The organism is Halomicrococcus pelagicus, assembly GCF_051917725.1.
GTDB lineage: Archaea > Halobacteriota > Halobacteria > Halobacteriales > Haladaptataceae > Halomicrococcus.
Genome location: NZ_JBQBLX010000002.1, coordinates 363,275 through 382,734, shown reverse-complemented (window position 1 = coordinate 382,734; position 19,460 = coordinate 363,275). Strand labels below are relative to the sequence as shown.

The following is a 19,460-nucleotide window of genomic DNA, read 5'->3' as shown; positions in this document are numbered from 1 at the left end:
ACCATCGATTTCTGCTTCTTTCGTCCATCGACCGACGACGAACCGACTACCAGTGCCGTCGGCGAGCGGCCGTGAAGTCGCTGCCGACCGCACGGGAGGTCCGGACCGGGGAGGTCCGGACGGCCAGCAATCGACCGATTCATACCCGGCCGCTGCCTAGAGCAGGGCAGAATGGAAGCGCCGCTGTGGACCGAGACGCACGCGCCGGACCTCTCCGAGTTGCCCCAGCCGGAGGTGCGCGACTACCTCCAGCGGGCGGTCGAGGAGCCGCTCAACCTCGTGCTCTACGGCCCGAGCGGGAGCGGGAAGACGGCCGCCGTGCGGGCGCTGGCGCGCGAAGCGCACGACGACCCGGACAACGACCTCGTGGAGATCAACGTCGCGGACTTCTTCGGGATGACGAAAAAGGAGATCAGCGAGGACCCCCGATTCGCGTCCTTCATCGACAGCAAGCGACGGCGCAACTCCTCGAAGGCCGACCTCATCAACCACGTACTCAAGGAGTCGGCGAGCTACCAGCCCGTCTCGGGGTCGTACAAGACCGTCGTGCTCGACAACGCCGAGGCGATTCGCGAGGACTTCCAGCAGGCGCTGCGTCGCGTGATGGAGCAGTACCACGAGACGACGCAGTTCGTCGTCACGACGCGCCAGCCGACGAAGCTCATCCCGCCCATCAAGTCGCGCTGTTTCCCGGTCGCCGTGCGCGCGCCGACCGAGGACGAGATAGTCTCCGTGCTCGAACCGATACTGGTGGAGGAGGGCGTCGAGTACGACGACATGGGCCTGCAGTTCGTCGCGGGCTACGCCCGGGGCGACCTCCGGAAGGCCATCCTGGGCGCGCAACTGCTGTACGAACAGGAGGGCGCCGTCACGACCGACGCCTACGAGGTGCTCCGGGAGTTCGGCGTTCGCGGACGCGTCGAGGAGATGCTCGAAGACGCCGAGGCCGGCGAGTTCACCGACGCGCGCAAGACGCTCGACGAACTGCTCATCGACGAGGGGTACAGCGGCCAGGAGGTGCTCGAAGAGATGCTCGAGGTCATCTCGCGGTCGAACCGCTACACCGGCGACCGACTCGCCGAGGCGTACCGTCTCGCGGGCGAGGTCGACATGGACCTCACCGAGGGCACCAGCGGCCGCATCCACGTCTCGCACATGCTCGCCGAGCTCGGTGCGACGGGGAACTGAGACGCGTCGTCGAAGAGACGGTCGGAGACCCACCAAAGATGTACGCACTCGAACTCGGCGGCGAAGACGACGCGTTCGCAGCTCGCGAGGCCGAAAGCGCCGCGACAGACGTGGCGGTGGTCGCACCGGGTCTCGCGCGAGCGACGGCGCTCACCGACCGCGTCCAGGACCTGGCGTACACCCACCGGGCCAGCGAACTGGTCGGCGAGACCGACGCCGACCCGGCGAGCGCTCGCGCGCTGCTGGAGGCCGCGTCGATAGACCGGACGGGGACGGTCGCCGTGCGCGCCCGCGACGTTCGCAACAGCGCTGGCATCGACACCCAGCGCGTCGAGCGCGAACTCGGTCAGGTGCTCGTCGACCGCGAGTTCGCCGTCGACCTCGACGACCCCGACCACGAACTCCGCGCGCTGTTCAGTGACGACACCTGCCTGCTCGGCTGGCTCGTCGCCGAGAGCCGTCGCGATTTCGGCACCCGGAAGCCGACCGACCGCCCGTTCTTCCAGCCGGGGAGCATGGACCCGCTGCTCGCCCGGGCGCTGGCGAACGTTGCAGGCGCGCGCCCCGGAGCGACGGTTCTCGACCCGATGTGCGGCACCGGCGGCGTGCTCGTCGAGGCCGCGCTCGTCGGCGCGGGAGCGCTCGGGGTGGACGCCCAGCGCAAGATGGCCCGCGGCGCGGCCGAGAACCTCGCTCGCTACGCCCCGGACGCCGACTGGGCCACGGTTCGGGGCGACGCGACCCACCTCCCGTTCCCCGACGACGCGGTCGACGGCGTCGTCTTCGACGCCCCCTACGGCCGCCAGTCGAAGATAGCCAACCTCGAACTGGACGACCTCGTGGCGGGCGCGCTCGCGGAAGCCCGCCGGGTCGCGCCGCGCGCGGTGGTCGTCGGGGACCGACCGTGGGCGGACGCGGCCCGCGACGCCGGCTGGACCGTCACCGACGCGTTCGAGCGCCGCGTCCACCGGTCGCTGACGCGGCACGTAGTCGTGCTCGAACGCGAGTCCGACGAGACGCCGCGGGCGCTACGCGACGAGGGTGGGGACGAGTAGTTCGCTCGCGACGGCGCTCGTCGTCGAGACGGAGAAAGGGTCAGTCGATGTAACCGAGCGCGTCCTCGATACGGCCGAGTTCCGGGCCCGTGGTGTCCTGGCCGACGACGTAGCCGTGGGCGTTGGCCAGGAGGCCGGAGCCGACCAGCGGCGCGCCGTAGTTGATGGTGCCGATGTCGGCCGGCACGTCGAGGGCGGCTTCCAGCGCGTCGAGTTCGTCGTCGGTCGTCTTCGGGTGACAGAGCACGCCCGAGTTCGTCGCGACGGCCGCGGTGCCGACGGTCCGGACGCTCGCGAGTTCGCCCCGTTCGACGGACACGTCGAGTGCGTCCGAGACCGTCTGGACCGCCTCTCGGGAGAGGTCCGGGTGAACGTACGCGCCGCTGTCGTTGGCCAGCACGACGTTGCCGGCGGCGTTGATGCGCCCCGGCAGTTCGGTGACCGGCACGTCCACCACGTTCTCGATGCGGTCGCGCTCGCGGTCGGTGACCCGACTGCTGACCAGCAGGCCGTTCTCGTTGCCGGTGGCGAGCGCGCCGACGGTCGATGAACCGCCGACCGTCGTCTCGATGGCGTCGACGCCGAGTTCGTCGGTCACGTCGGCGACGAGGTCGTCGTCGAGGTCGGGACGAATCAGGAGATACTCGTCAGTGCTGCGAGCGAAGACGCCGACGTACGACGAACCGATGAAGGCGGCGCGAAGCAACGCTCTACTCTTCGTATTCGGCTTCGACGACCGCTTCGCCCTCTTCCTCGAAGCGGGCCGCGTGCACGCGAAGCTTGCTCGGCGGGTTCTTGCGACCCTGCGACCAGATGGCCTCGTTGATCGAGGGGTCGAGGCGCACGTCGTCCTCGTCGACCTTGAAGTGCTGAGCGAGGTGCTCGCGCACGATGGTCATCGCCTTGTCGGCGCGCTTGTGCTTCGCTTCGGCCTTGGCGTCCCGGAGCGGCACCGTCACGACGCGCTCCTCGAAGTCGCTCGCGCTCATTATTCGTCCGTGTTGCTGCGCCGCCAGCTACGGCGCTTGGGGTTTCGCATCACGTCGCGGTCGGTCTTCATGATGACCCACGCGGGAACGCGGCTGTTCTGACGGTCCAGCTTGGACAGTCGTTTCTTCTTGGCCTTCGATTTCTTACCCATAGTGGTAGGGTCTTCCCCGCCGTCGCATAAAATCTTGTTCCTTTTAGAGCGCGCTACAGGTCGAACGCCTCGACGGTCGAATACGCCGGCCCGTCTGCGGTGAGTTCGCTCTCGGTCAGCCGAACCGTCTCGACGCGCTGCCTGCCGACGGTCGGGTCGAGTTCGCGGACGTTCTCCTGGACGAGTTCCTTGCCGCCGGCGTGTTCCATGCGCGCGAGGGTGACGTGCGGGGTGAAGTCGTGTTCCTCGGGGTCGAACCCGAGGTCGTACAGCCGCGGTTCGACGGTCTCGTGGAGCAGCGTCATCTCCTCGCTACCGTCGCGGACGCCGAGCCAGAGCACGCTGATGTACTCCAGGCTCGGAAAGACGCCCAGTCCGCCGAACTCCGCCTCGAACGGACCGAAATCCACGTCGTCGACGGCGGTCTCGATAGCTTCGACTATCTCGGGGACGCGGTCCGGGTCGGTGTCGCCGAGGAACTTCAGCGTGACGTGCGCCTGTTCCGGGTCGGTGAAGCTCAGCCCCGAGGCGTCCGCGAACCGTTCCTGAACGCCCGCGACGCTCTCGGCCAGGTCGGCGTCGAGGTCGATGCTGACGAACAGTCGCATGCTCGTCGGTTGGGTGCCCCGAGGCTTGTAGTTTGGCGGTCGGTGCGGGCACGCCGGGGCACGACCCGAGGAGAAAGCGTATGCCACCGGCCGGCGTCGAATCGAGCATGGTCTCCCCCGATAGCCTCGAACGGGTCGGAATCGTGGTCGGGAGCGTCCTCCTCCTCGCTCTGCCGACCAGCGCGTTCTCGTCCCTCCTCGTCGGCGACCCTGCGCCGCAGGTCGTCCTGCTGTGGACGCTTCCCGGACTCGTCGTCGGTACGCTCGTCGCCACCGGCCGGCTGCCGGTCTCCTACCGGCAGGTGTGGGTGTTCAGCATCGTCAGCTGGATAGTGGTGCTCCTGCTCTCGTCCGCGCTCGACGTCGACCCCGCGAGGGGAACGACGGCGTTGCCGATAGCGCTCGCCGCGGGCACCGTCGCGCTCGCTATCGGCGCGGTCGCGGCGTGGCGAAACGTAGGAGGAGGACGCGAGGCCGCCAACTAGGGGCGCTCGTACCGGACGAACGACAGCTCCTCGCGGTCGTCGCGCTCGACCTCCGTCCAGCCCTCGGCGTTCCAGCCGTCGTCCTCGCTCCAGCCGGGGAGGCGGGTGTCGCCCTCGTAGGCGTCGTGAATCTCGGTGAGAACCATCGCGTCGGCGCGCGGGATGAACTGCTCGTACACCGACGCGCCGCCGACGACGTACGCGACGTCGACGACACGCGCCTCGGCCGCGCGCTCGGCGGCCTCGACGGCCGCGTCGACGCTCTCGACGACCACCACGTCGTCGGGCAGGTCGGGGTCGCTCCGCGAGAGGACGACGTTCGTCCGGTCGGGGAGCGGGCCGCCGAGGTCGGCGGCGATGCTCTCGTACGTCGTCCGACCCATGACGACGGGGTGGCCCGTGGTCGTCTCCTTGAAGTGTTCGAGGTCGGCGGGATAGTGCCAGGGCATCCCGCCGTCGCGGCCGATGACGCCGTTCTCGGCGACGGCGGCGACGAGGACGAGGTCCATCACTCCGCGACCCCGAAGGAGATGCCGGGGTGGGCGTCGTAGTCGCGGAGGCGAACGTCCTCGTACTCCAGGTCGGCGAGCGAGTCGGCGTCCACCTCGATGGCGGGGCGGGACTTCGGCTCGCGGGAGAGCTGGGTGAGCAGGCCGGGCACGTGGTCCATCCGGTCGTCGTTGTCGCCCGGCGCTTCGGCGTCGAGCCAGTCGCGCACGTCGGAGAACTCCTCGCGGGACTCGACGCCAGCGATGCGCTCCTGGAGTTCGGGCAGGTTGTCGCGGTACCACTCGCCGCGCTCGCCCTCGCCGCAGTAGGCGTGCGCGTCGACGACGGTGTGGGCGAACGACCCGACCTCGAAGCCGGTCTGGCGCGCGACGACGGTGGCGAGGAGGGCGTACGCGGCGACGTTGAACGGGATGCCGAGCGCCACGTCGCCCGAGCGCTGGGTGAGGTGGAGGTTCAGCCGGTCGCCCTGGACGTTGAAGACGAAGGTGTAGTGGCAGGGCGGCAGGGTGCTGACCGCCGCGTTCGCGGGGTGCCAGGCGTTGACGACGATGCGCCGCGAGCGGGGGTTCTCCCGCAACTGGTCGATGGCGTACCGAATCTGGTCGAAGGTGCCGTCGTCGTTCCGCCAGCGGTGGTCGTTGTCGGGCCACGACTCGCCGGGCAGCCCCTCCTCGGGGACGGGGAAGCGCCGCCAGAAGCGCCCGTAGGCCGTGTCGAGATGGCCCTCCTCGTCCGCCCACTCGTCCCAGATGCCGGTCTTCTCGCGGAGGTTCCGGACGTGTTCCTCGCCGGAGAGATACCACAGCAGTTCGTGAATCATCGAGTCCCAGCGGAACCCGTCCATCCGCTTCGTCGTCAGGAGGGGGAAGCCCCCCTGGAGGTCCACCTCGTAGTGCTGGCTGAACGACGAGACGGTGTCGACGCCGGTCCGGTTGGGCTTGTAGGTCCCGTCCCGGAGTATGCGCTCGACGAGTCCGAGATACTGCTCCATAGGCGACGGTTCGCACTGCGGATAAAAGGGTTGTCGGATACACCGTCGGCCTGAGTGAACGTTCGTGCGTTACGCTACACTGACTGGCAGTCACTCCACGTCGTCCGGCAGGACCTCCGCGATACTCTCGACGGGCGAATAGTAGCCCGTGTCTTCGACCAATGTGTCTAACCAGGCATCTGCCTGTTCTAGCGAGAACGCGCCGCGATCGACGCCGCGGGCGAGGATACCGACGGTCCCGATAACGGTGACGTTCCGGTCGCGTGCCTCGCGTCGGGCGTCCTGGTCGTCGCTGGCGAACACCACCTCGCTATAGCCCCAGTCGAGGATTGTCCTACCCGATGTGTTGTTGGATACGGCCAACGCCAATGCGTGCGCCTCGCCTGCATCGAGCCTGTGGTCGCTTAAAATATTCTCGACAACTTCCTTCATGACGAGGGCGACTCTGATATGAGGGTCTGTTTGCTCGTCACGCGAACTGACGTTGGATTCGTTGTTCTCCGGTATAGCGTCGAGTGCTCGTGTGAGAAACGTGTAGCCGTCATCGACACCGGCGCGGAGTTCTTCGGCGACCTGCGCCACGGTTACAGGGTTGTTGAACGTCGACGCGAGGAAATCTATCTCGTCTATATGAGAGAAGTTTGATAGAACGGTGGCGTCGAGAACCACCAGAGTTGCTCGCTGCGACGACATCTATTCGATATCCAGGGCGTTCGATGCGTCGTCTCGGGCATCTTCGGCAGATTCAGGTCCAAGCCGCACTTGGACGCCCGACTCGCGGAGAATGTCCCGCATCTTGTACCGGGAGACGTCTAGACGGTCCGCCGCCTCTCCCAGCGTCAACTCCCCGAGGGCGTACAGACCGATGACGGTCGCCAGTTCGTCTCTCCCCCCTCTCGTGCGGGCGTCTGCCATTGTCATATCTTAATGGCCGCGCAATACACTTCAAGATTCCTTCGGTTCCCTTCGTAGCGGCGGCCGGCGCTACCCGAACCGGTCGAGGCCGGCCTGCCGCCGGGCGCGGCCCTCCGGGTCGGCGACCCAGGGCGAGCGGTCGTCGCGCTCGGCGTCGGCGTCGAACTCGGGCGGGTCGGCCGGGTCGTGGCCCGGACACGCCGGGCCGCACTCGCGGGGGTCGACGACCGTCCCCTTCCAGCGACAGTGCGGAAGGCCGCCGTCGCGTACCGCGGCCTCGGCGCACGCGGGGAGTGCGTCGGGTCGCCAGCCCTTGCCGTAGGCGCGCTCGGCCATCCGCCGGCGTCGTCTCGCCTTCGCGTCGGCGCCGGCGACGCGCACGTCCGTGCGGCCGGGGTGGACGTCGAGCAGTTCGACGCCCGCCTCGTCGGTCGCGAGCGGTTCGGCCTCGCGGACGACCTCGCGCTCGCCCGTCTCCGGGTCGAAGCGCCAGATACCGACCTCGTCGGGGAGGCGGTTGCGGTGCGCGCGGGTGACGTAGCTCTCGGTCGCCAGCACGATCTCGTCGACGAGCGCGAGGCTCACGTCCTTCCGGAGCTGGGTTTCGAGGTCGCCGGGGTCGCCGAGGTCTGGCTTGTTCTCGACGCCGACGAGGCGACCGACCCAGTCGGGGTACCGCGCGACCTGCCGGACGTACTCGCGGCCGCCCCGGCGCTCGCGCTCGAAGAACCCGACCTCGACCGCCCGGTCGACGACGCGCCGGGCGTGGTCGGCGGAGGCGTCGACAGCGTCGCGCCAGGGGCGCGCCCGGCCGACGCCCGCCTCGCTCTCGACGGCCAGGGGCGGGATGGTCTCGCTCGTCAGCGCCGCGCGCTCCTCGAACTCCGGTCCCGGTTCGACGCAGACCACGTCGAGCACCCGATTGCCGGGCGCGTGGACGCCCGCACCGATCTGCCGGGCGACGACCCGGTCGGTCGTCGCCTCGAGGTGGGCGCACAGCGCCAGTTCGAACGGGTACTCTCGCACGACTGCCACCACGAACGCGCGCGAGAAAAGCCGTTCGCTGTCGGCGAGTTCGAGGAAGGGCGGCGTCCGTCGGTGATCGGCCCGGGCCCCTCCCCGATTTCGGCGTGATTCCGTCCTAGAACAGCGAGGCGACCCTGGTAGTCACCCGCGCAATCAGTCCGTCGCGCTTCCGCCGCTTCCGCCGCTCCCACTCCTCGTCCTCGCGCCGGTCGTCGTCCGGGAACCGTTCGCGCTTCCAGTCGGGAATCGGGTCGCGCTCCGTTTCGCTGGTCGATTCGTACTCCTCACTTCGGTGGTCCCGAGGATGACACATGGTATCCCCCAACAGTACAGAGCGGCGCGGAGTTCGATAAGCGTTTTCGCCGGACCGTGGCGCTCGCTACTGGAACCGTTCGAGAGTGGGACCGCGGCCCGGACGACGAACGGAAGCGCAGCGGCGGCGATGCTCGTCACCCAGGCGACGAGCACGGCGATGGCATCCATCGACACGAGTGCGGTGAGACGTCGGACCGACCCCGACGAGCACGACGCCGCCGACGAGCGGGAGCGCGTTCAGCAGGAACGCGAGCGTCCGGGGTGGGGCCCGGAGAAGCGACCGAGCTACGAAACCGGCTGTTTCGCGTCCGGCGCGGTCGTCGCGTCGACGCGCTCCGTGCTGAGCACTGCGAGGTCGCCGTCGAGGGTGACCTGCAGTTCCTCGTCGTCCAGCGGAATCGTCACCCGTATCTTCCAGGGGTCGGTCGAGAGTACGGTCGTGTACTCGTCGCTGACGCACCACGCGAGGTCCCAGTACGGTTTCGTACAGAGGTCGATGCCGTGGTCGCGGTGGAAGGTGACGACCTCGGACTGGTCCAGCAGGGAGAGTCCGACCGCGGAGTACAGCTGGTGGTGACACTGCTGGCAGCGGTGGTCGACGCGGACTTCGAGTCCGAGCAGGTCCTCGGTGTCGAGGGTTATCGTCGTTCCCATCTTTCCGTTGCACTCGGGGCAGACGCCGTCGGCCGCGAGGCAGTGGAGGTGGCGCACGCGCTGGTTGAACGCGTCCATCACCTCGTCGTCGGTGCGGTCGTTCAGGCCGCCCGGCGGGAACGGATAGCGCCCGTGGGGCTTCCCGCAGTCGGGACATTCGATGCCGAGCATCTCGTCGCGGTAGTCGGCCCGGAGCGGTGCTCCGCAGTCGACGCACGTCTCGCTCAACTCGATGGGTTTCACCTGGGGGCGCTCGTTGAACGACCCGGCGAGGACGGCCCGGACGACCTTCTTGCCGGCCTGCCGGAAGTCGTAGCCCGCGTCGGTCTGGACGACGAAGTGGTCGGTCAGCTGCTGGAGGTGGTAGTTGAACTGCGCGCTGTCGCGCATCTCGACCTCCTTGCGAAGCTCCGAGAAACTGACCGGCCGCTCGGGCGACTGCCAGAGGGCTTCGAGGATGGAGAGCCGAGTCTCGTTGGCGATGACGGAGAACGCCTCCGCCGGAGCCAGGCAGTCCTCGCAGTCCTGAAAGCTCGATTCGCCGGTTTCGCTGCTCATATGTCAACTCTCTACGAGGGGCGGCTAAAACCTTCCGTGTATTTCGTTTTGGTTACCAATCTGTCACGTTGCAGCGTCCGTTCTAGAACAGCAGGTTTATCAGTCGTTCGGGGCGAATCTACACCAAATTACTCTCAGGAGGTAAACGTTGACTGAAAACCACAACCAACCGGAGGTGAACATCGGACTCGTCGGCCACGTCGACCACGGAAAGACGACGCTGGTTCAGGCGCTCTCTGGCGAATGGACCGACCAACACTCCGAGGAGATGAAGCGGGGGATCTCTATCCGCCTCGGATACGCCGACGCCACGTTCCGACGCTGTCCCGACCTGGACGAACCGGACTGCTACACCGTCGACGAGACGTGCCCGGACGGCTCCCAGAGCGAGCCGATTCGCACCGTCTCGTTCGTCGACGCGCCCGGTCACGAGACGCTAATGGCGACGATGCTGTCGGGAGCGGCCATCATGGACGGCGCGGTGCTCGTCGTGAGCGCCAGCGAACCCGTCCCGCAGGCCCAGACCGAAGAGCACCTGATGGCGCTCGACATCATCGGCATCGACAACATCGTCATCGCCCAGAACAAGATAGACTTGGTCAACCGCGACCAGGCCCGCCAGAACTACGAACAGATTCAGGAGTTCGTCGAGGGGACCGTCGCCGAAGACGCCCCCATCGTCCCCATCAGCGCCCAGCAGGAGGTCAACGTCGACCTCCTGATGCAGGCGGTCGAGGAGGAGATTCCGACGCCGGACCGCGACCCGGACGCCGACCCGCAGATGTACGTGGCCCGGAGCTTCGACATCAACCGTCCCGGCACCACCTGGGACGGCCTGATGGGCGGCGTTCTCGGGGGGAGCCTCTTCCAGGGGAACTTACAGTCGGGCGACGAACTCGAACTGCGCCCCGGCCGCGAGGTCGAGGAGGGCGGCCAGACGGACTGGGAACCCATCCAGACCGAGGTGCGCTCGCTCCAGGCGGGCGGCGAGACCGTCGACGAGGTGACGCCGGGCGGTCTGCTCGGCGTCGGGACCGGACTGGACCCGAGCCTCACGAAGGGCGACGCGCTGGCCGGCCAGGTCGCCGGCCCGCCCGGGACGCTGCCGCCGACGTGGCGGCAGTTCACGATGGAGGTAGACCTCCTCGACCGCCTCGTCGGTCTCGACGACGAGGACGTCGACGAGATATCGACCGGCGAACCGCTGATGCTGACCGTCGGCACCGCGACGACCGTCGGGTCGGTCACCAGCGCGCGCGAGGGCGAGTGCGAGGTCGCGCTCAAGCGCCCCGTCTGTGCGCCCGAGGGAGCGAAGATCGCCATCAACCGCCGCATCGGCGCTCGATGGCGGCTCATCGGCATCGGTACCCTCAAAGACTAGATGACGGTCGTCGCCATGGACACCAGCGCCCTCATGATGCCGGTCGAAGCCGGCGTCAGGCTGTTCGACGAACTCGACCGCGTGGTGGGCGACTACGACTGCGTCGTCCCCCGCGCCGTGGTCGAGGAACTCGACTCGCTCTCGCAGGGCGGCGGCGAGGAGGCCACCGCGGCGAGCGTGGGCGCGGACCTGGCGACGCGGTGTCGAACCGTCGACCACGAGGTATCGTACGCCGACGACGCGCTGGTCGAACTCGGTCCACGGTTCGACTACGTCGTCACGAACGACGCGCCCTTGCGGGAACGCCTGCTCGACGCCGGCGTTCCGGTAATTCATATAAGGGCCCAGAACAAACTCGCAGTTAGCAAACCTTAGCATGTACAAACGGGTTAGATTGAAAGATACGGTCGAGGTGCCCCCCCAGTTCCTCGCGGACGTGTCGCCGGAACTGGTGCAGCGGCTACTGCAGGACAAACTCGAAGGCAGGATGGACGAGGACGTGGGGAGCGTCGTCAGCGTCACCAAGGTCCACGACATCGGGCAAGGCGCGGTGCTGCCGAACCGGCCCGGCGTCTACTACGAGGCCGAGTTCGACGCGGTCACGTTCGACCCACAGATGCAGGAAGTCGTCGACGGCGAGGTCGTCGAGGTCGTCAACTTCGGGGCGTTCGTCGGCATCGGCCCCGTCGACGGCCTGTTGCACGTCTCCCAGATCTCCGACGAGTACCTGGCGTTCGACGAGGAGAACCAGCAGCTCGCCTCCCGGGAGTCGAACCGCACGCTCGGCGTCGGCGACAGCGTCCGGGCGCGCATCGTCACCAAGAGCATCGACGAGCGCAATCCGCGCGAGAGCAAGATCGGTCTCACCGCGAAGCAGGTCGGACTCGGCAAGCACGGCTGGCTGGAAGAGGACCGCCAGAAACGTCAGGCGACCACGGAAGGTGAGTGACGATGGCCAGCGACCGACTCGCCTGCCGGGAATGTCACGCCGTCGTCGAACCCGACGAGGAGCTGTGTCCCATCTGCGGGTCGAGCAGTCTCACCGAGGACTGGAGCGGGTACGTCGTCATCGCGCACCCCGAGGAGAGCGAGATCGCCGAGGAGATGGAGGTCACGGAAGCGGGCAGCTACGCGCTGAAGGTCCGGTAACGTGACCGACGAACCACGGTCCGCCGACGGGAGCGACGGCGCCGGAAGCGACGTCGTCGTCTCGCTCCCCGAGGCGATGCGCACCGAACTGAAGGAGCCGCTGGGCCCCGTCGTCACGGACGCCGAGCGACTGCTCGCGGACGCGGGCGACCCGCTCGTCGCAGTCGGCGACGTGGTCACCTACCACCTCGAACGCGCCGGCGTCACGCCGGACGTGGCGCTCGTCGACGGCCTGACGAAGCGCGAGACGGTCGCTCCCGAAGTCGAAGCGGCGGTCAGCGACGACGCCCGCCGGGTCACGGTTACGAACCCGGCCGGGACGCTCACCGCGGACCTGCTCGACGCGCTCGTCGCCGCCGTCGACGCGCCGGAGAAGACAGTAATCGCCGTCTCGGGCGAGGAGGACCTCGCCGCGCTCCCCGCGGTGCTGGCCGCGCCCGAGGGGGCGAGCGTCGTCTACGGCCAACCGGACGAGGGGATGGTCCACGTTCGCGTGGACGAGGACGCACGCGCGGCGGTGCGGGACATACTGTCGCGGATGGACGGCGACCCCGACCGACTCTTCGACGTACTCGCCGACTGACGACGCAGTTCGAACTCGACCCGTGCGCGGAGTACTCGAGTCCGTCCTGAGAACGTTCGATTTTCACTCGCAGCTTTTCAGTCCCGGCTTTTCGCTCGCGGAACGCTTCGCTCGCTGGCGTCGGCCCCCGACTCGTGGGCGCGCACCCGCCAGGCCCTCCGCCGGGGACGAGGATTCGAGAGATTGTCACCGAACGGCCGATAGAATACGATGCCGAGTAAATCCGCTGTCGAAGACTAGAAAAATTTATAGCTCAAGAGAGGTCAGCATGCGACGATGGGCGACGACCCGAGCGTCGAGGCGGAGTTCACGCGGACCCTCCAGCGCCTCAAGCGCCGGGGCTGTAACCTGTTGCTCGTCGGAACCGTTCCCGACTCCGTGCTGACGGCGGCCAGCCGGAAGCTACTGGGAGACGCGAGCGAGCGCCGCTACCGACTGTTGGTGCTCGCCGGGGCGGCCCGCTCGTCCGGCGGTCGCCTGCCGACCGCCGACGCGGTGGATACCGTCCGGTTCGTCACGTACGGCGCCGAACCGCGAGGCGTCGACCCGGAGATTCCCGGATGCCACGTCGACGACGGACTCGCCGAACTCGGGTCGGCCATCTCGGAGGCGGTAACGTCGTTCGACACCGAGAGCGGCGGACTGGAACCGGGCGAACTGCGCGTCTGTCTCGACTCGCTTTCGGCACTGATGGACCGGTACGACCGCAGGGTCGTCCGCCAGTTTCTCGGCATCGTGACCGGCCAGGTCCGGGGCGCGAACGGGATGGGCCACTTCGTCCTCCCCTACGAGCGCGACCACGAGACGGTCGAGGCGTTCGCGTCGCTGTTCGACGCCGTCATCGAGTACCGGGCCGCCGACGGCGGCCAGGAACGGTGGCACTTCACGGGGCGGGACCTGACGTCGCCGTGGTTGCCCGTATAGTTTCCGTTACTTCCAGCTGTAAAATTCCCGCCGCGGCCGGACCGGCGAGAAGCGCGGGCGTTCGCGCGTCTCACCGTCATAATCGCTCACTTCGAAATCCTTTTACACGCTTCGGGGAGAAACAGTGTACAACTGAGTGTTACACATGGAAGTCGAAATCCTCTCGGAGGAGCAAAATCCCATGCTCCACCGGTCCGAAGTGCGGTTCCAGATCGTTCACGACGACGCGACCCCGTCACGGCTGTCGGTTCGCGACAGCCTCGCGGCGAAACTCGACAAGGACGCCGACGAGGTCGTCGTTCACGAGATGAACACGAAGTTCGGGATGCGCAAGACGGTCGGCTACGCGAAAGTGTACGACAGTCCCGAACACGCCCGTGACGTCGAGCAGGACCACATGCTCGAACGCAACAAAATCACCGCCGACGCCGACGCCGACGCCGAGGGCGAGACCGAAGCGGAGGAGGCCGAATAATGGCGCGCCACGAGCTCTACGGCGACGACGGTTCGACGGAGAGCCAGCAGTGCCCGCGCTGTGGCGACACCTTCCTCGCGGACCACGGCGACCGTCTCCACTGCGGCAAGTGCAGCTACACCGAGTGGAAGTAGCGACGCGGGATGGCCATACTCGGCATCGAAGGGACGGCGTGGGCGGCCAGCGCGGCCGTCTTCACGCGTGAAACGAACGCGGTTTCTATCGAGACCGACGCCTACCAACCGGACAGCGGCGGCATCCATCCGCGCGAGGCCGCGGAGCACATGGGCGACGCCATCCCCCGGGTCGTCGAGACGGCGCTGGACCGGGCCGACGAACCCATCGAGGCGGTGGCGTTCTCGCGCGGCCCCGGCCTCGGCCCCTGCCTGCGCATCGTCGGGACGGCGGCTCGAGCACTGGCGCAGACGCTCGACGTGCCGCTCGTCGGCGTCAACCACATGGTCGCCCATCTGGAGATCGGCCGTCAGCGCTCGGGGTTCGAATCCCCCGTCTGCCTGAACGCCAGCGGCGCGAACGCGCACGTGCTCGGCTACCGCAACGGCCGCTATCGCGTGCTCGGGGAGACGATGGACACCGGGGTGGGCAACGCCATCGACAAGTTCACCCGGCACGTCGGCTGGACCCATCCCGGCGGGCCGAAGGTGGAGGCAGCGGCGAGCGACGGCGAGTACGTCGAGTTGCCGTACGTCGTCAAGGGGATGGACTTCTCCTTCTCGGGCATCATGAGCGCCGCCAAGGACGCCTACGACGACGGCGCGCCCGTCGAGGACGTCTGCTTCTCGCTCCAGGAGAACGTCTTCGCCATGCTCACCGAGGTCGCAGAGCGAGCCCTGTCGCTGACCGGCCGGGACGAACTCGTGCTCGGCGGTGGCGTCGGGCAGAACGCCCGCCTCCGCGAGATGCTCGAGGAGATGTGCGAGCAGCGCGGTGCGGACTTCTTCGCGCCGGAACCGCGCTTCCTCCGGGACAACGCCGGGATGATAGCGGTGCTGGGCGCGGAGATGCTGGCGGCGGGCGACACGCTCGCGGTCGAGGAGTCGGGCGTGAACCCGAACTTCCGGCCGGACGAGGTCGACGTTACCTGGCGAGACGACGCGGAGTCCGCGGTACCGCGGATAGACGAGGAGGGCGAGGTTCGCGGCGCGGAGGCGACCGTCGAAATCGGCGAGGACCGCGTCGTGAAGCGTCGCCTGCCGAAGTCCTATCGGCATCCCGAACTGGACGAACGCCTCCGACGCGAGCGGACGGTGCTCGAAGCGCGCCTGACGAGCGACGCGCGCCGCGCGGGTGTGCCGACGCCGATCGTCTACGACGTGGACCGCCGGGAGGCCGTCCTGGAGTTCGAGCGCGTGGGCGACGCCGACCTCCGCGAGACGCTGACCCCCTCGCGGGTGCGCGACGTGGGTCGTCACCTCGCGGCGATACACGGTGCCGGACTGGTCCACGGCGACCCGACGACCCGGAACGTCCGCGTCGGCGCGGAGCGGACCTTCTTCATCGACTTCGGCCTCGGCTACTACACCGACGACGTGGAGGACTACGCGATGGACCTGCACGTGTTCGGACAGAGCCTGGCCGGGACCGCGGACGACGCGGCGGCGTTGCAGACGGCGTTCGAGGACGCCTACCGCGACGCGGGCGACGGGTCGGTGCTCGACCGACTCCGCGAGGTCGAGGGACGCGGACGATACCAGTAGGCGTCGTCCGCGGGTCCCCTGGCCGGCGGACCGGCAGGCCGCATCCACCGAAGTCTTTATTATCCAGCCCCTCGAATATTGAGCCGAAGAATAGTCTGAAATAAAATCGGTGTATTTTTCTATCAGTTCCGCATAACTACTGCTCCGTCGCTGGCGAAGTCCGGGCGCTCTACGGACGACTCGCACCCGGACCGACGGCGATGCGCGACGGACGACGACGGACGACGTGACCTCGGGACCCGAGCCGAGAGCACTCGACGGTCGGTCCCGCGGGGCGTGGGCGTGCCGAGGACGACGGCGTATCGCCATCAGACCACTCGACAGGACGACACCTCACCATGACAGACGAAACACCACGAGACGGTTCGACGGACGGCTCCACCGAATCCCCGACGGACGACTCCCGCGACCGACGGACGGGAGACGCCGACCGTTCGCAGGGCGCTCCGAACGACGACGCGCGAGCGGGCGCGCCGTTCCCGCTCGAAGACCTCATCCGACTGCCCGACTACTACAATCCCGTCGTCTCGCCCGACGGCGAGCGCATCGCCTTCTACTACGACGAGACCGGCCGCGTGGAACTGTACGTCCAGGACCTGCGGACCGGCGAGCGCGAGCGGATAAGCGACGGCAACGTCCCGCGCGACGCGCGCTACCCGCTGGCCTGGAGCCGGGACGGAGAGCGTATCTTCTTCCACGAGGACGACGACGGCGACGAACAGAACGATATTCACGCGATGACGCTCGACGGCGACCGCGAACCGCTGGTCATCCACGAGGGCCAGTGCGTGCTGGAGGACGTCGACCCGGACGGCCGCTACCTGCTGTTCACCAGTACCGCCGGCGAGCAGAAGAACCTCTACCGCTACGACCTCGAACGCGACGAGAGCGAGCAACTGACCGACTACGACCGGCCCGTCTGGGACGCCATCTACGGTCCCGACGGCGAGCGAATCGCCTACCGGACGAACGAGGCCGACGACCTGGAGAACCGGGACGTCTACGTCGCGGACGCCGACGGCTCGAACCCGCGGAACCTGAACGTCGGCGAGACCGGCGCAGAAGCCGGGATGAGCGACTGGCGCGGCGACCGTCTGCTGGTCGACGACAACAGCGCTGACCTCGGGCGCGTCGGGGTGTACGACCTCGGTACCGACGAGGTCACGTGGTACGGCCCCGGCGACCACGAGGAGTACGCGGTCCGGTTCACGCCGGACGGCGACGTGCTGGCGATGCGGACCCGCGAGTGTGCGATACTGCCCGTCCGCTACGACGACCCCGACGGCGACGGCGAGGAGTTCGACCTCCCCGAGGGCGTCGCCGCGCCGGTCGGCACCGGCACCTCCCGGGTCGTCACCGACGACGGGCGCGTGGTGACCTCCTTCGGCACCGCCGCCGACCGCCAGCGACTCGTCGCCTACGACCTCGCGAGCGGCGACCACGACCCCCTCGTCGAGGCCGAGTACGGCGACTTCGACCCCGCTACGTTCGCGGACGCCGAGTACGTCACCTACGAGTCGCACGACTCGATGGAGATAGACGGACTGCTGTACGACTCCGGCGAGCGTCCCTCGCCCGCGCTCGTGATGGTCCACGGCGGACCGCACGCCCAGACGCTCCGTCGGTTCAATCCGTTCGTCCAGTATCTCGTCGCGCAGGGGTACTCCGTCTTCGCGCCGAACTACCGCGGCTCGACGGGCAAGGGCCGAGAGTTCAAGAACGCGGTCCACGGCGACTGGGGCGGCGACGAGCAGGGCGACGTCGCCGAAGCCGGCCGCTGGCTGAAAGGCCGCGACTGGGTCGACGACGACCGCGTGGCCGTCTTCGGCGGCTCGTACGGCGGCTACTCGACCTACTGCCAGCTCACGACGTACCCGGAGCTGTGGGCGACCGGCGTCGCCATCGTCGGCATGACCGACCTCCGTCGGCTCTACGAGGAGTCGATGCCCCACTTCAAGACCACGCTGGAACAGCATCTGGGCGACCCGGAGGCGAACGCCGACTTCTACCGCGAGCGCTCGCCCGTCACCCACGTCGAGAACATGGAGCGCCCCATCGGCATCCTCCACGGGGTCAACGACCCGCGCTGTCCCGTCTCCCAGGCCCGTCTCTTCCGGGACGCCCTGGAGGACATGGGGTGGACGGAGGGCGAGGACGGCGACTTCGAGTACCACGAACTCGGTGAGGAGGGTCACGGCTCCACCGACACCGAGCGACGCATCCGCCAGTACCGAATCCTCGTCGACTACATCGAGCGGCGACTGTAGACGGGGCGTCCGGCCCGGGTACGGAGTACCGCCCGCACCCCGCGGAACTACTAACCGTTCTCCCGTCCCAGGTCGAGTATGTCGCTGTCAATCGCACGACTGGGCGACCTCTGGGGGGACAGGACGGCGGTCGTCGACGACGAGTACGCGTCGTACGCCGAACTGGCCGCCCGCGCCGAGGAGACCGCGGGGCGACTCGCGGCGCTCGGCGTCGAGGCGGGCGACGCCGTCGCGGTCGTCTCGCGCAACCGCGTCGAGGTTCTCACGCTGCTGTTCGCGGCCCGCCGCCTCGGTGCGGCGTTCGCGCCCGTGCCGCACCGGCTGACCCCCGCGACGGTGACGGCACCGGTCGAGCGAATCGACCCCGCGGTCGTCGTCCACGAGTCGGCGCAGCGCGACCTCGTTCGGGGGTTCGACCGGACGCGCTCGTTCGAGGAACTCCGCCACGTCGACCCGGACCCCCGCGAAGCGACCCCGCCCGCTCCCGACGACTCGCTGCTCTACCTGCACGTCGGCGACGAGGAGGGCGGCCGCGTCGTCGACCTCCCGGCGCGCGCCGTCGTGGCGAACTGCGCGGCGGCGACGGCAGGGTGGGGTCTGGGCCGGCGCGACTGCACCGCGACGCTGCTGCCGCTCTCGGACGCCGACGGCCTGCTCAGGTTCGTGCTCCCCCTGCTCACGGTCGGGGGATGCGTCGTCGTCCAGCGAGCGTTCGACCCCGAGGACGTGGCGGTGGCCGTCGAGCGCCACGGCGTCACCTGCGCCACCGGGGGGCCGACGGAGTTCCGCGAACTGGCCGACGAGGGGGCGGCGGGGACGGACTGGTCGTCGGTGGACTGGCTGGCGACTCGGGCCCGGGTTCCGGCGGACGTTCGCGAGGCGTTCCCGCTCCCGCTCGTGCGCGCCTACGGCCGACCCGAAGTCGGCGTCAACGTTCTCCGGGGTACCGCCGAGGACCCCGACGCCGCGAGTCGACCGTTTCCCGGCGTCGAACTGCGACTCGCGGAGACCGAGGTCGAGGAGCGGGCCGAGACGGGCGACGCGACCGTTGGCGAACTCGAAGTCCGGGGACCGACGACGGCCCGGGGGGGCCTCGACGGCGCGTCGTCCGACGGGTGGGTGCCGACGGGCGACCTGTTCCGGCGCGAGGACGGCGCGTACGCGCTCGTCGGGCGCGTCGGCGAGCGGTTCGAGCACGCGGGCGAGCACGTCCACCCGCGGATAGTCGAGGCCGTGCTCGAAACCGCGCCGGGCGTCGTCGCGGCGGGCGTCGTCGAGTCCGCGGACGAGACCGGGGGTCCCGCGCCGAAGGCGGTCGTCGTCGGCGACGTGGCCCCCGGCGCGCTCCGGGAGTTCGCCGAGGAGCGACTGGCGTCCCACGAGGTGCCCCGGGCCGTCGAGGTGGTCGGGGCGCTCCCGCGGCGTCCGACCGGGGAACTCGACCGGGCGAAACTGCGGCGGCAGTTCGAGACCGACGAGGAGTAGCGGCAGGATTCCCGGGAGCGAAACCCACTTGT

General features: G+C 68.6%; 25 protein-coding genes. 14 read left to right on the top strand and 11 right to left on the bottom strand.

Annotated features, from left to right (window positions below; translation table 11 throughout):
* The first annotated feature begins 171 nt into the window (after positions 1–171).
* Both ACTF4R_RS06725 and ACTF4R_RS06720 read left to right on the top strand, forming a co-directional pair.
* On the top strand, positions 172–1,188 hold the full coding sequence (locus ACTF4R_RS06725; RefSeq protein ID WP_440007112.1) for an AAA family ATPase: 1,017 nt from the start codon (positions 172–174) through the stop codon (positions 1,186–1,188).
* 38 nt (positions 1,189–1,226) lie between these two features.
* Positions 1,227–2,243: a methyltransferase domain-containing protein gene (locus ACTF4R_RS06720; RefSeq protein ID WP_440007111.1), complete on the top strand. Its 1,017-nt coding sequence runs from the start codon at positions 1,227–1,229 to the stop codon at positions 2,241–2,243.
* Between the two features lie 40 nt (positions 2,244–2,283).
* Here ACTF4R_RS06720 and ACTF4R_RS06715 read toward each other — a convergent pair whose 3' ends face one another.
* The 4 genes from ACTF4R_RS06715 to thpR are packed head-to-tail and all read right to left on the bottom strand — an operon-like array spanning position 2,284 to position 3,992.
* Positions 2,284–2,949: a translation initiation factor IF-6 gene (locus ACTF4R_RS06715; protein WP_440007110.1), complete on the bottom strand. Its 666-nt coding sequence runs from the start codon at positions 2,947–2,949 to the stop codon at positions 2,284–2,286.
* 4 nt (positions 2,950–2,953) lie between these two features.
* A complete protein-coding gene (locus ACTF4R_RS06710) occupies positions 2,954–3,232 on the bottom strand; it encodes a 50S ribosomal protein L31e (protein ID WP_113274758.1) in 279 nt (92 codons plus the stop codon).
* Complete coding sequence (locus ACTF4R_RS06705) at positions 3,232–3,384, bottom strand: 50S ribosomal protein L39e (RefSeq protein WP_113274757.1); 153 nt, start codon at positions 3,382–3,384, stop codon at positions 3,232–3,234. The genes ACTF4R_RS06710 and ACTF4R_RS06705 overlap by 1 nt, the downstream gene beginning before the upstream one ends.
* A 53-nt stretch (positions 3,385–3,437) precedes the next feature.
* Positions 3,438–3,992, bottom strand: coding sequence for an RNA 2',3'-cyclic phosphodiesterase (gene thpR, locus ACTF4R_RS06700; RefSeq protein ID WP_440007109.1), 555 nt, complete (start codon positions 3,990–3,992; stop codon positions 3,438–3,440).
* An 80-nt stretch (positions 3,993–4,072) separates the two neighbouring features.
* On the opposite strand from thpR, the gene ACTF4R_RS06695 reads away from it, so the two are divergent.
* Complete coding sequence (locus tag ACTF4R_RS06695) at positions 4,073–4,477, top strand: hypothetical protein (RefSeq protein WP_440007108.1); 405 nt, start codon at positions 4,073–4,075, stop codon at positions 4,475–4,477.
* Here the strand turns inward: ACTF4R_RS06695 and ACTF4R_RS06690 are convergent.
* From ACTF4R_RS06690 to ACTF4R_RS06660, 7 genes are all read right to left on the bottom strand, one after another.
* Positions 4,474–4,986, bottom strand: coding sequence for a dihydrofolate reductase (locus ACTF4R_RS06690; RefSeq protein WP_440007107.1), 513 nt, complete (start codon positions 4,984–4,986; stop codon positions 4,474–4,476). The genes ACTF4R_RS06695 and ACTF4R_RS06690 overlap by 4 nt on opposite strands.
* Positions 4,986–5,978, bottom strand: coding sequence for a thymidylate synthase (gene thyA, locus ACTF4R_RS06685; RefSeq protein WP_440007106.1), 993 nt, complete (start codon positions 5,976–5,978; stop codon positions 4,986–4,988). The genes ACTF4R_RS06690 and thyA overlap by 1 nt, the downstream gene beginning before the upstream one ends.
* 90 nt (positions 5,979–6,068) lie before the next feature.
* Positions 6,069–6,647, bottom strand: a complete 579-nt coding sequence (locus ACTF4R_RS06680; protein ID WP_440007105.1) for a PIN domain-containing protein — start codon at positions 6,645–6,647, stop codon at positions 6,069–6,071.
* Between the two features lie 24 nt (positions 6,648–6,671).
* A complete protein-coding gene (locus ACTF4R_RS06675) occupies positions 6,672–6,899 on the bottom strand; it encodes a DUF7317 family protein (protein ID WP_440007104.1) in 228 nt (75 codons plus the stop codon).
* Positions 6,900–6,962: 63 nt separating this feature from the next.
* A complete protein-coding gene (locus tag ACTF4R_RS06670) occupies positions 6,963–7,919 on the bottom strand; it encodes a DUF5787 family protein (protein ID WP_440007103.1) in 957 nt (318 codons plus the stop codon).
* A gap of 115 nt (positions 7,920–8,034) precedes the next feature.
* A complete protein-coding gene (locus ACTF4R_RS06665) occupies positions 8,035–8,244 on the bottom strand; it encodes a hypothetical protein (RefSeq protein ID WP_440007102.1) in 210 nt (69 codons plus the stop codon).
* A 275-nt stretch (positions 8,245–8,519) separates the two neighbouring features.
* Positions 8,520–9,446: a DUF7351 domain-containing protein gene (locus ACTF4R_RS06660; protein ID WP_440007101.1), complete on the bottom strand. Its 927-nt coding sequence runs from the start codon at positions 9,444–9,446 to the stop codon at positions 8,520–8,522.
* A gap of 148 nt (positions 9,447–9,594) precedes the next feature.
* Between ACTF4R_RS06660 and ACTF4R_RS06655 the strand changes: the two genes are divergently transcribed.
* The 11 genes from ACTF4R_RS06655 to ACTF4R_RS06605 all read left to right on the top strand — a co-directional run bounded on the left by ACTF4R_RS06655 (position 9,595) and on the right by ACTF4R_RS06605 (position 19,428).
* Positions 9,595–10,827, top strand: a complete 1,233-nt coding sequence (locus tag ACTF4R_RS06655) for a translation initiation factor IF-2 subunit gamma (RefSeq protein WP_440007100.1) — start codon at positions 9,595–9,597, stop codon at positions 10,825–10,827.
* A complete protein-coding gene (locus ACTF4R_RS06650) occupies positions 10,828–11,202 on the top strand; it encodes a DUF188 domain-containing protein (protein ID WP_433626309.1) in 375 nt (124 codons plus the stop codon).
* A 1-nt stretch (position 11,203) separates the two neighbouring features.
* Entirely contained in the window at positions 11,204–11,776 is a 573-nt protein-coding gene (locus tag ACTF4R_RS06645; RefSeq protein ID WP_113274747.1) for a DNA-directed RNA polymerase, read from the top strand.
* A gap of 2 nt (positions 11,777–11,778) precedes the next feature.
* Positions 11,779–11,976 carry a transcription elongation factor subunit Spt4 gene (gene spt4, locus ACTF4R_RS06640; protein ID WP_113274746.1) on the top strand — a complete coding sequence of 66 codons (198 nt, stop codon included), beginning with the start codon at positions 11,779–11,781 and terminating at the stop codon, positions 11,974–11,976.
* A 76-nt stretch (positions 11,977–12,052) separates the two neighbouring features.
* Entirely contained in the window at positions 12,053–12,559 is a 507-nt protein-coding gene (locus ACTF4R_RS06635) for a GTP-dependent dephospho-CoA kinase family protein (RefSeq protein ID WP_440007571.1), read from the top strand.
* Between the two features lie 276 nt (positions 12,560–12,835).
* Entirely contained in the window at positions 12,836–13,483 is a 648-nt protein-coding gene (locus ACTF4R_RS06630; RefSeq protein WP_440007099.1) for a DUF7504 family protein, read from the top strand.
* Positions 13,484–13,628: 145 nt separating this feature from the next.
* Positions 13,629–13,958: a 30S ribosomal protein S24e gene (locus ACTF4R_RS06625; RefSeq protein WP_440007098.1), complete on the top strand. Its 330-nt coding sequence runs from the start codon at positions 13,629–13,631 to the stop codon at positions 13,956–13,958.
* Positions 13,958–14,092, top strand: coding sequence for a 30S ribosomal protein S27ae (locus ACTF4R_RS06620; RefSeq protein ID WP_113274743.1), 135 nt, complete (start codon positions 13,958–13,960; stop codon positions 14,090–14,092). The genes ACTF4R_RS06625 and ACTF4R_RS06620 overlap by 1 nt, the downstream gene beginning before the upstream one ends.
* 9 nt (positions 14,093–14,101) lie before the next feature.
* Positions 14,102–15,676, top strand: coding sequence for a bifunctional N(6)-L-threonylcarbamoyladenine synthase/serine/threonine protein kinase (locus ACTF4R_RS06615; protein ID WP_440007097.1), 1,575 nt, complete (start codon positions 14,102–14,104; stop codon positions 15,674–15,676).
* Positions 15,677–16,014: 338 nt separating this feature from the next.
* A complete protein-coding gene (locus tag ACTF4R_RS06610; RefSeq protein WP_440007096.1) occupies positions 16,015–17,943 on the top strand; it encodes a S9 family peptidase in 1,929 nt (642 codons plus the stop codon).
* Between the two features lie 78 nt (positions 17,944–18,021).
* A complete protein-coding gene (locus tag ACTF4R_RS06605; protein WP_440007095.1) occupies positions 18,022–19,428 on the top strand; it encodes a class I adenylate-forming enzyme family protein in 1,407 nt (468 codons plus the stop codon).
* Positions 19,429–19,460: the final 32 nt, after the last annotated feature.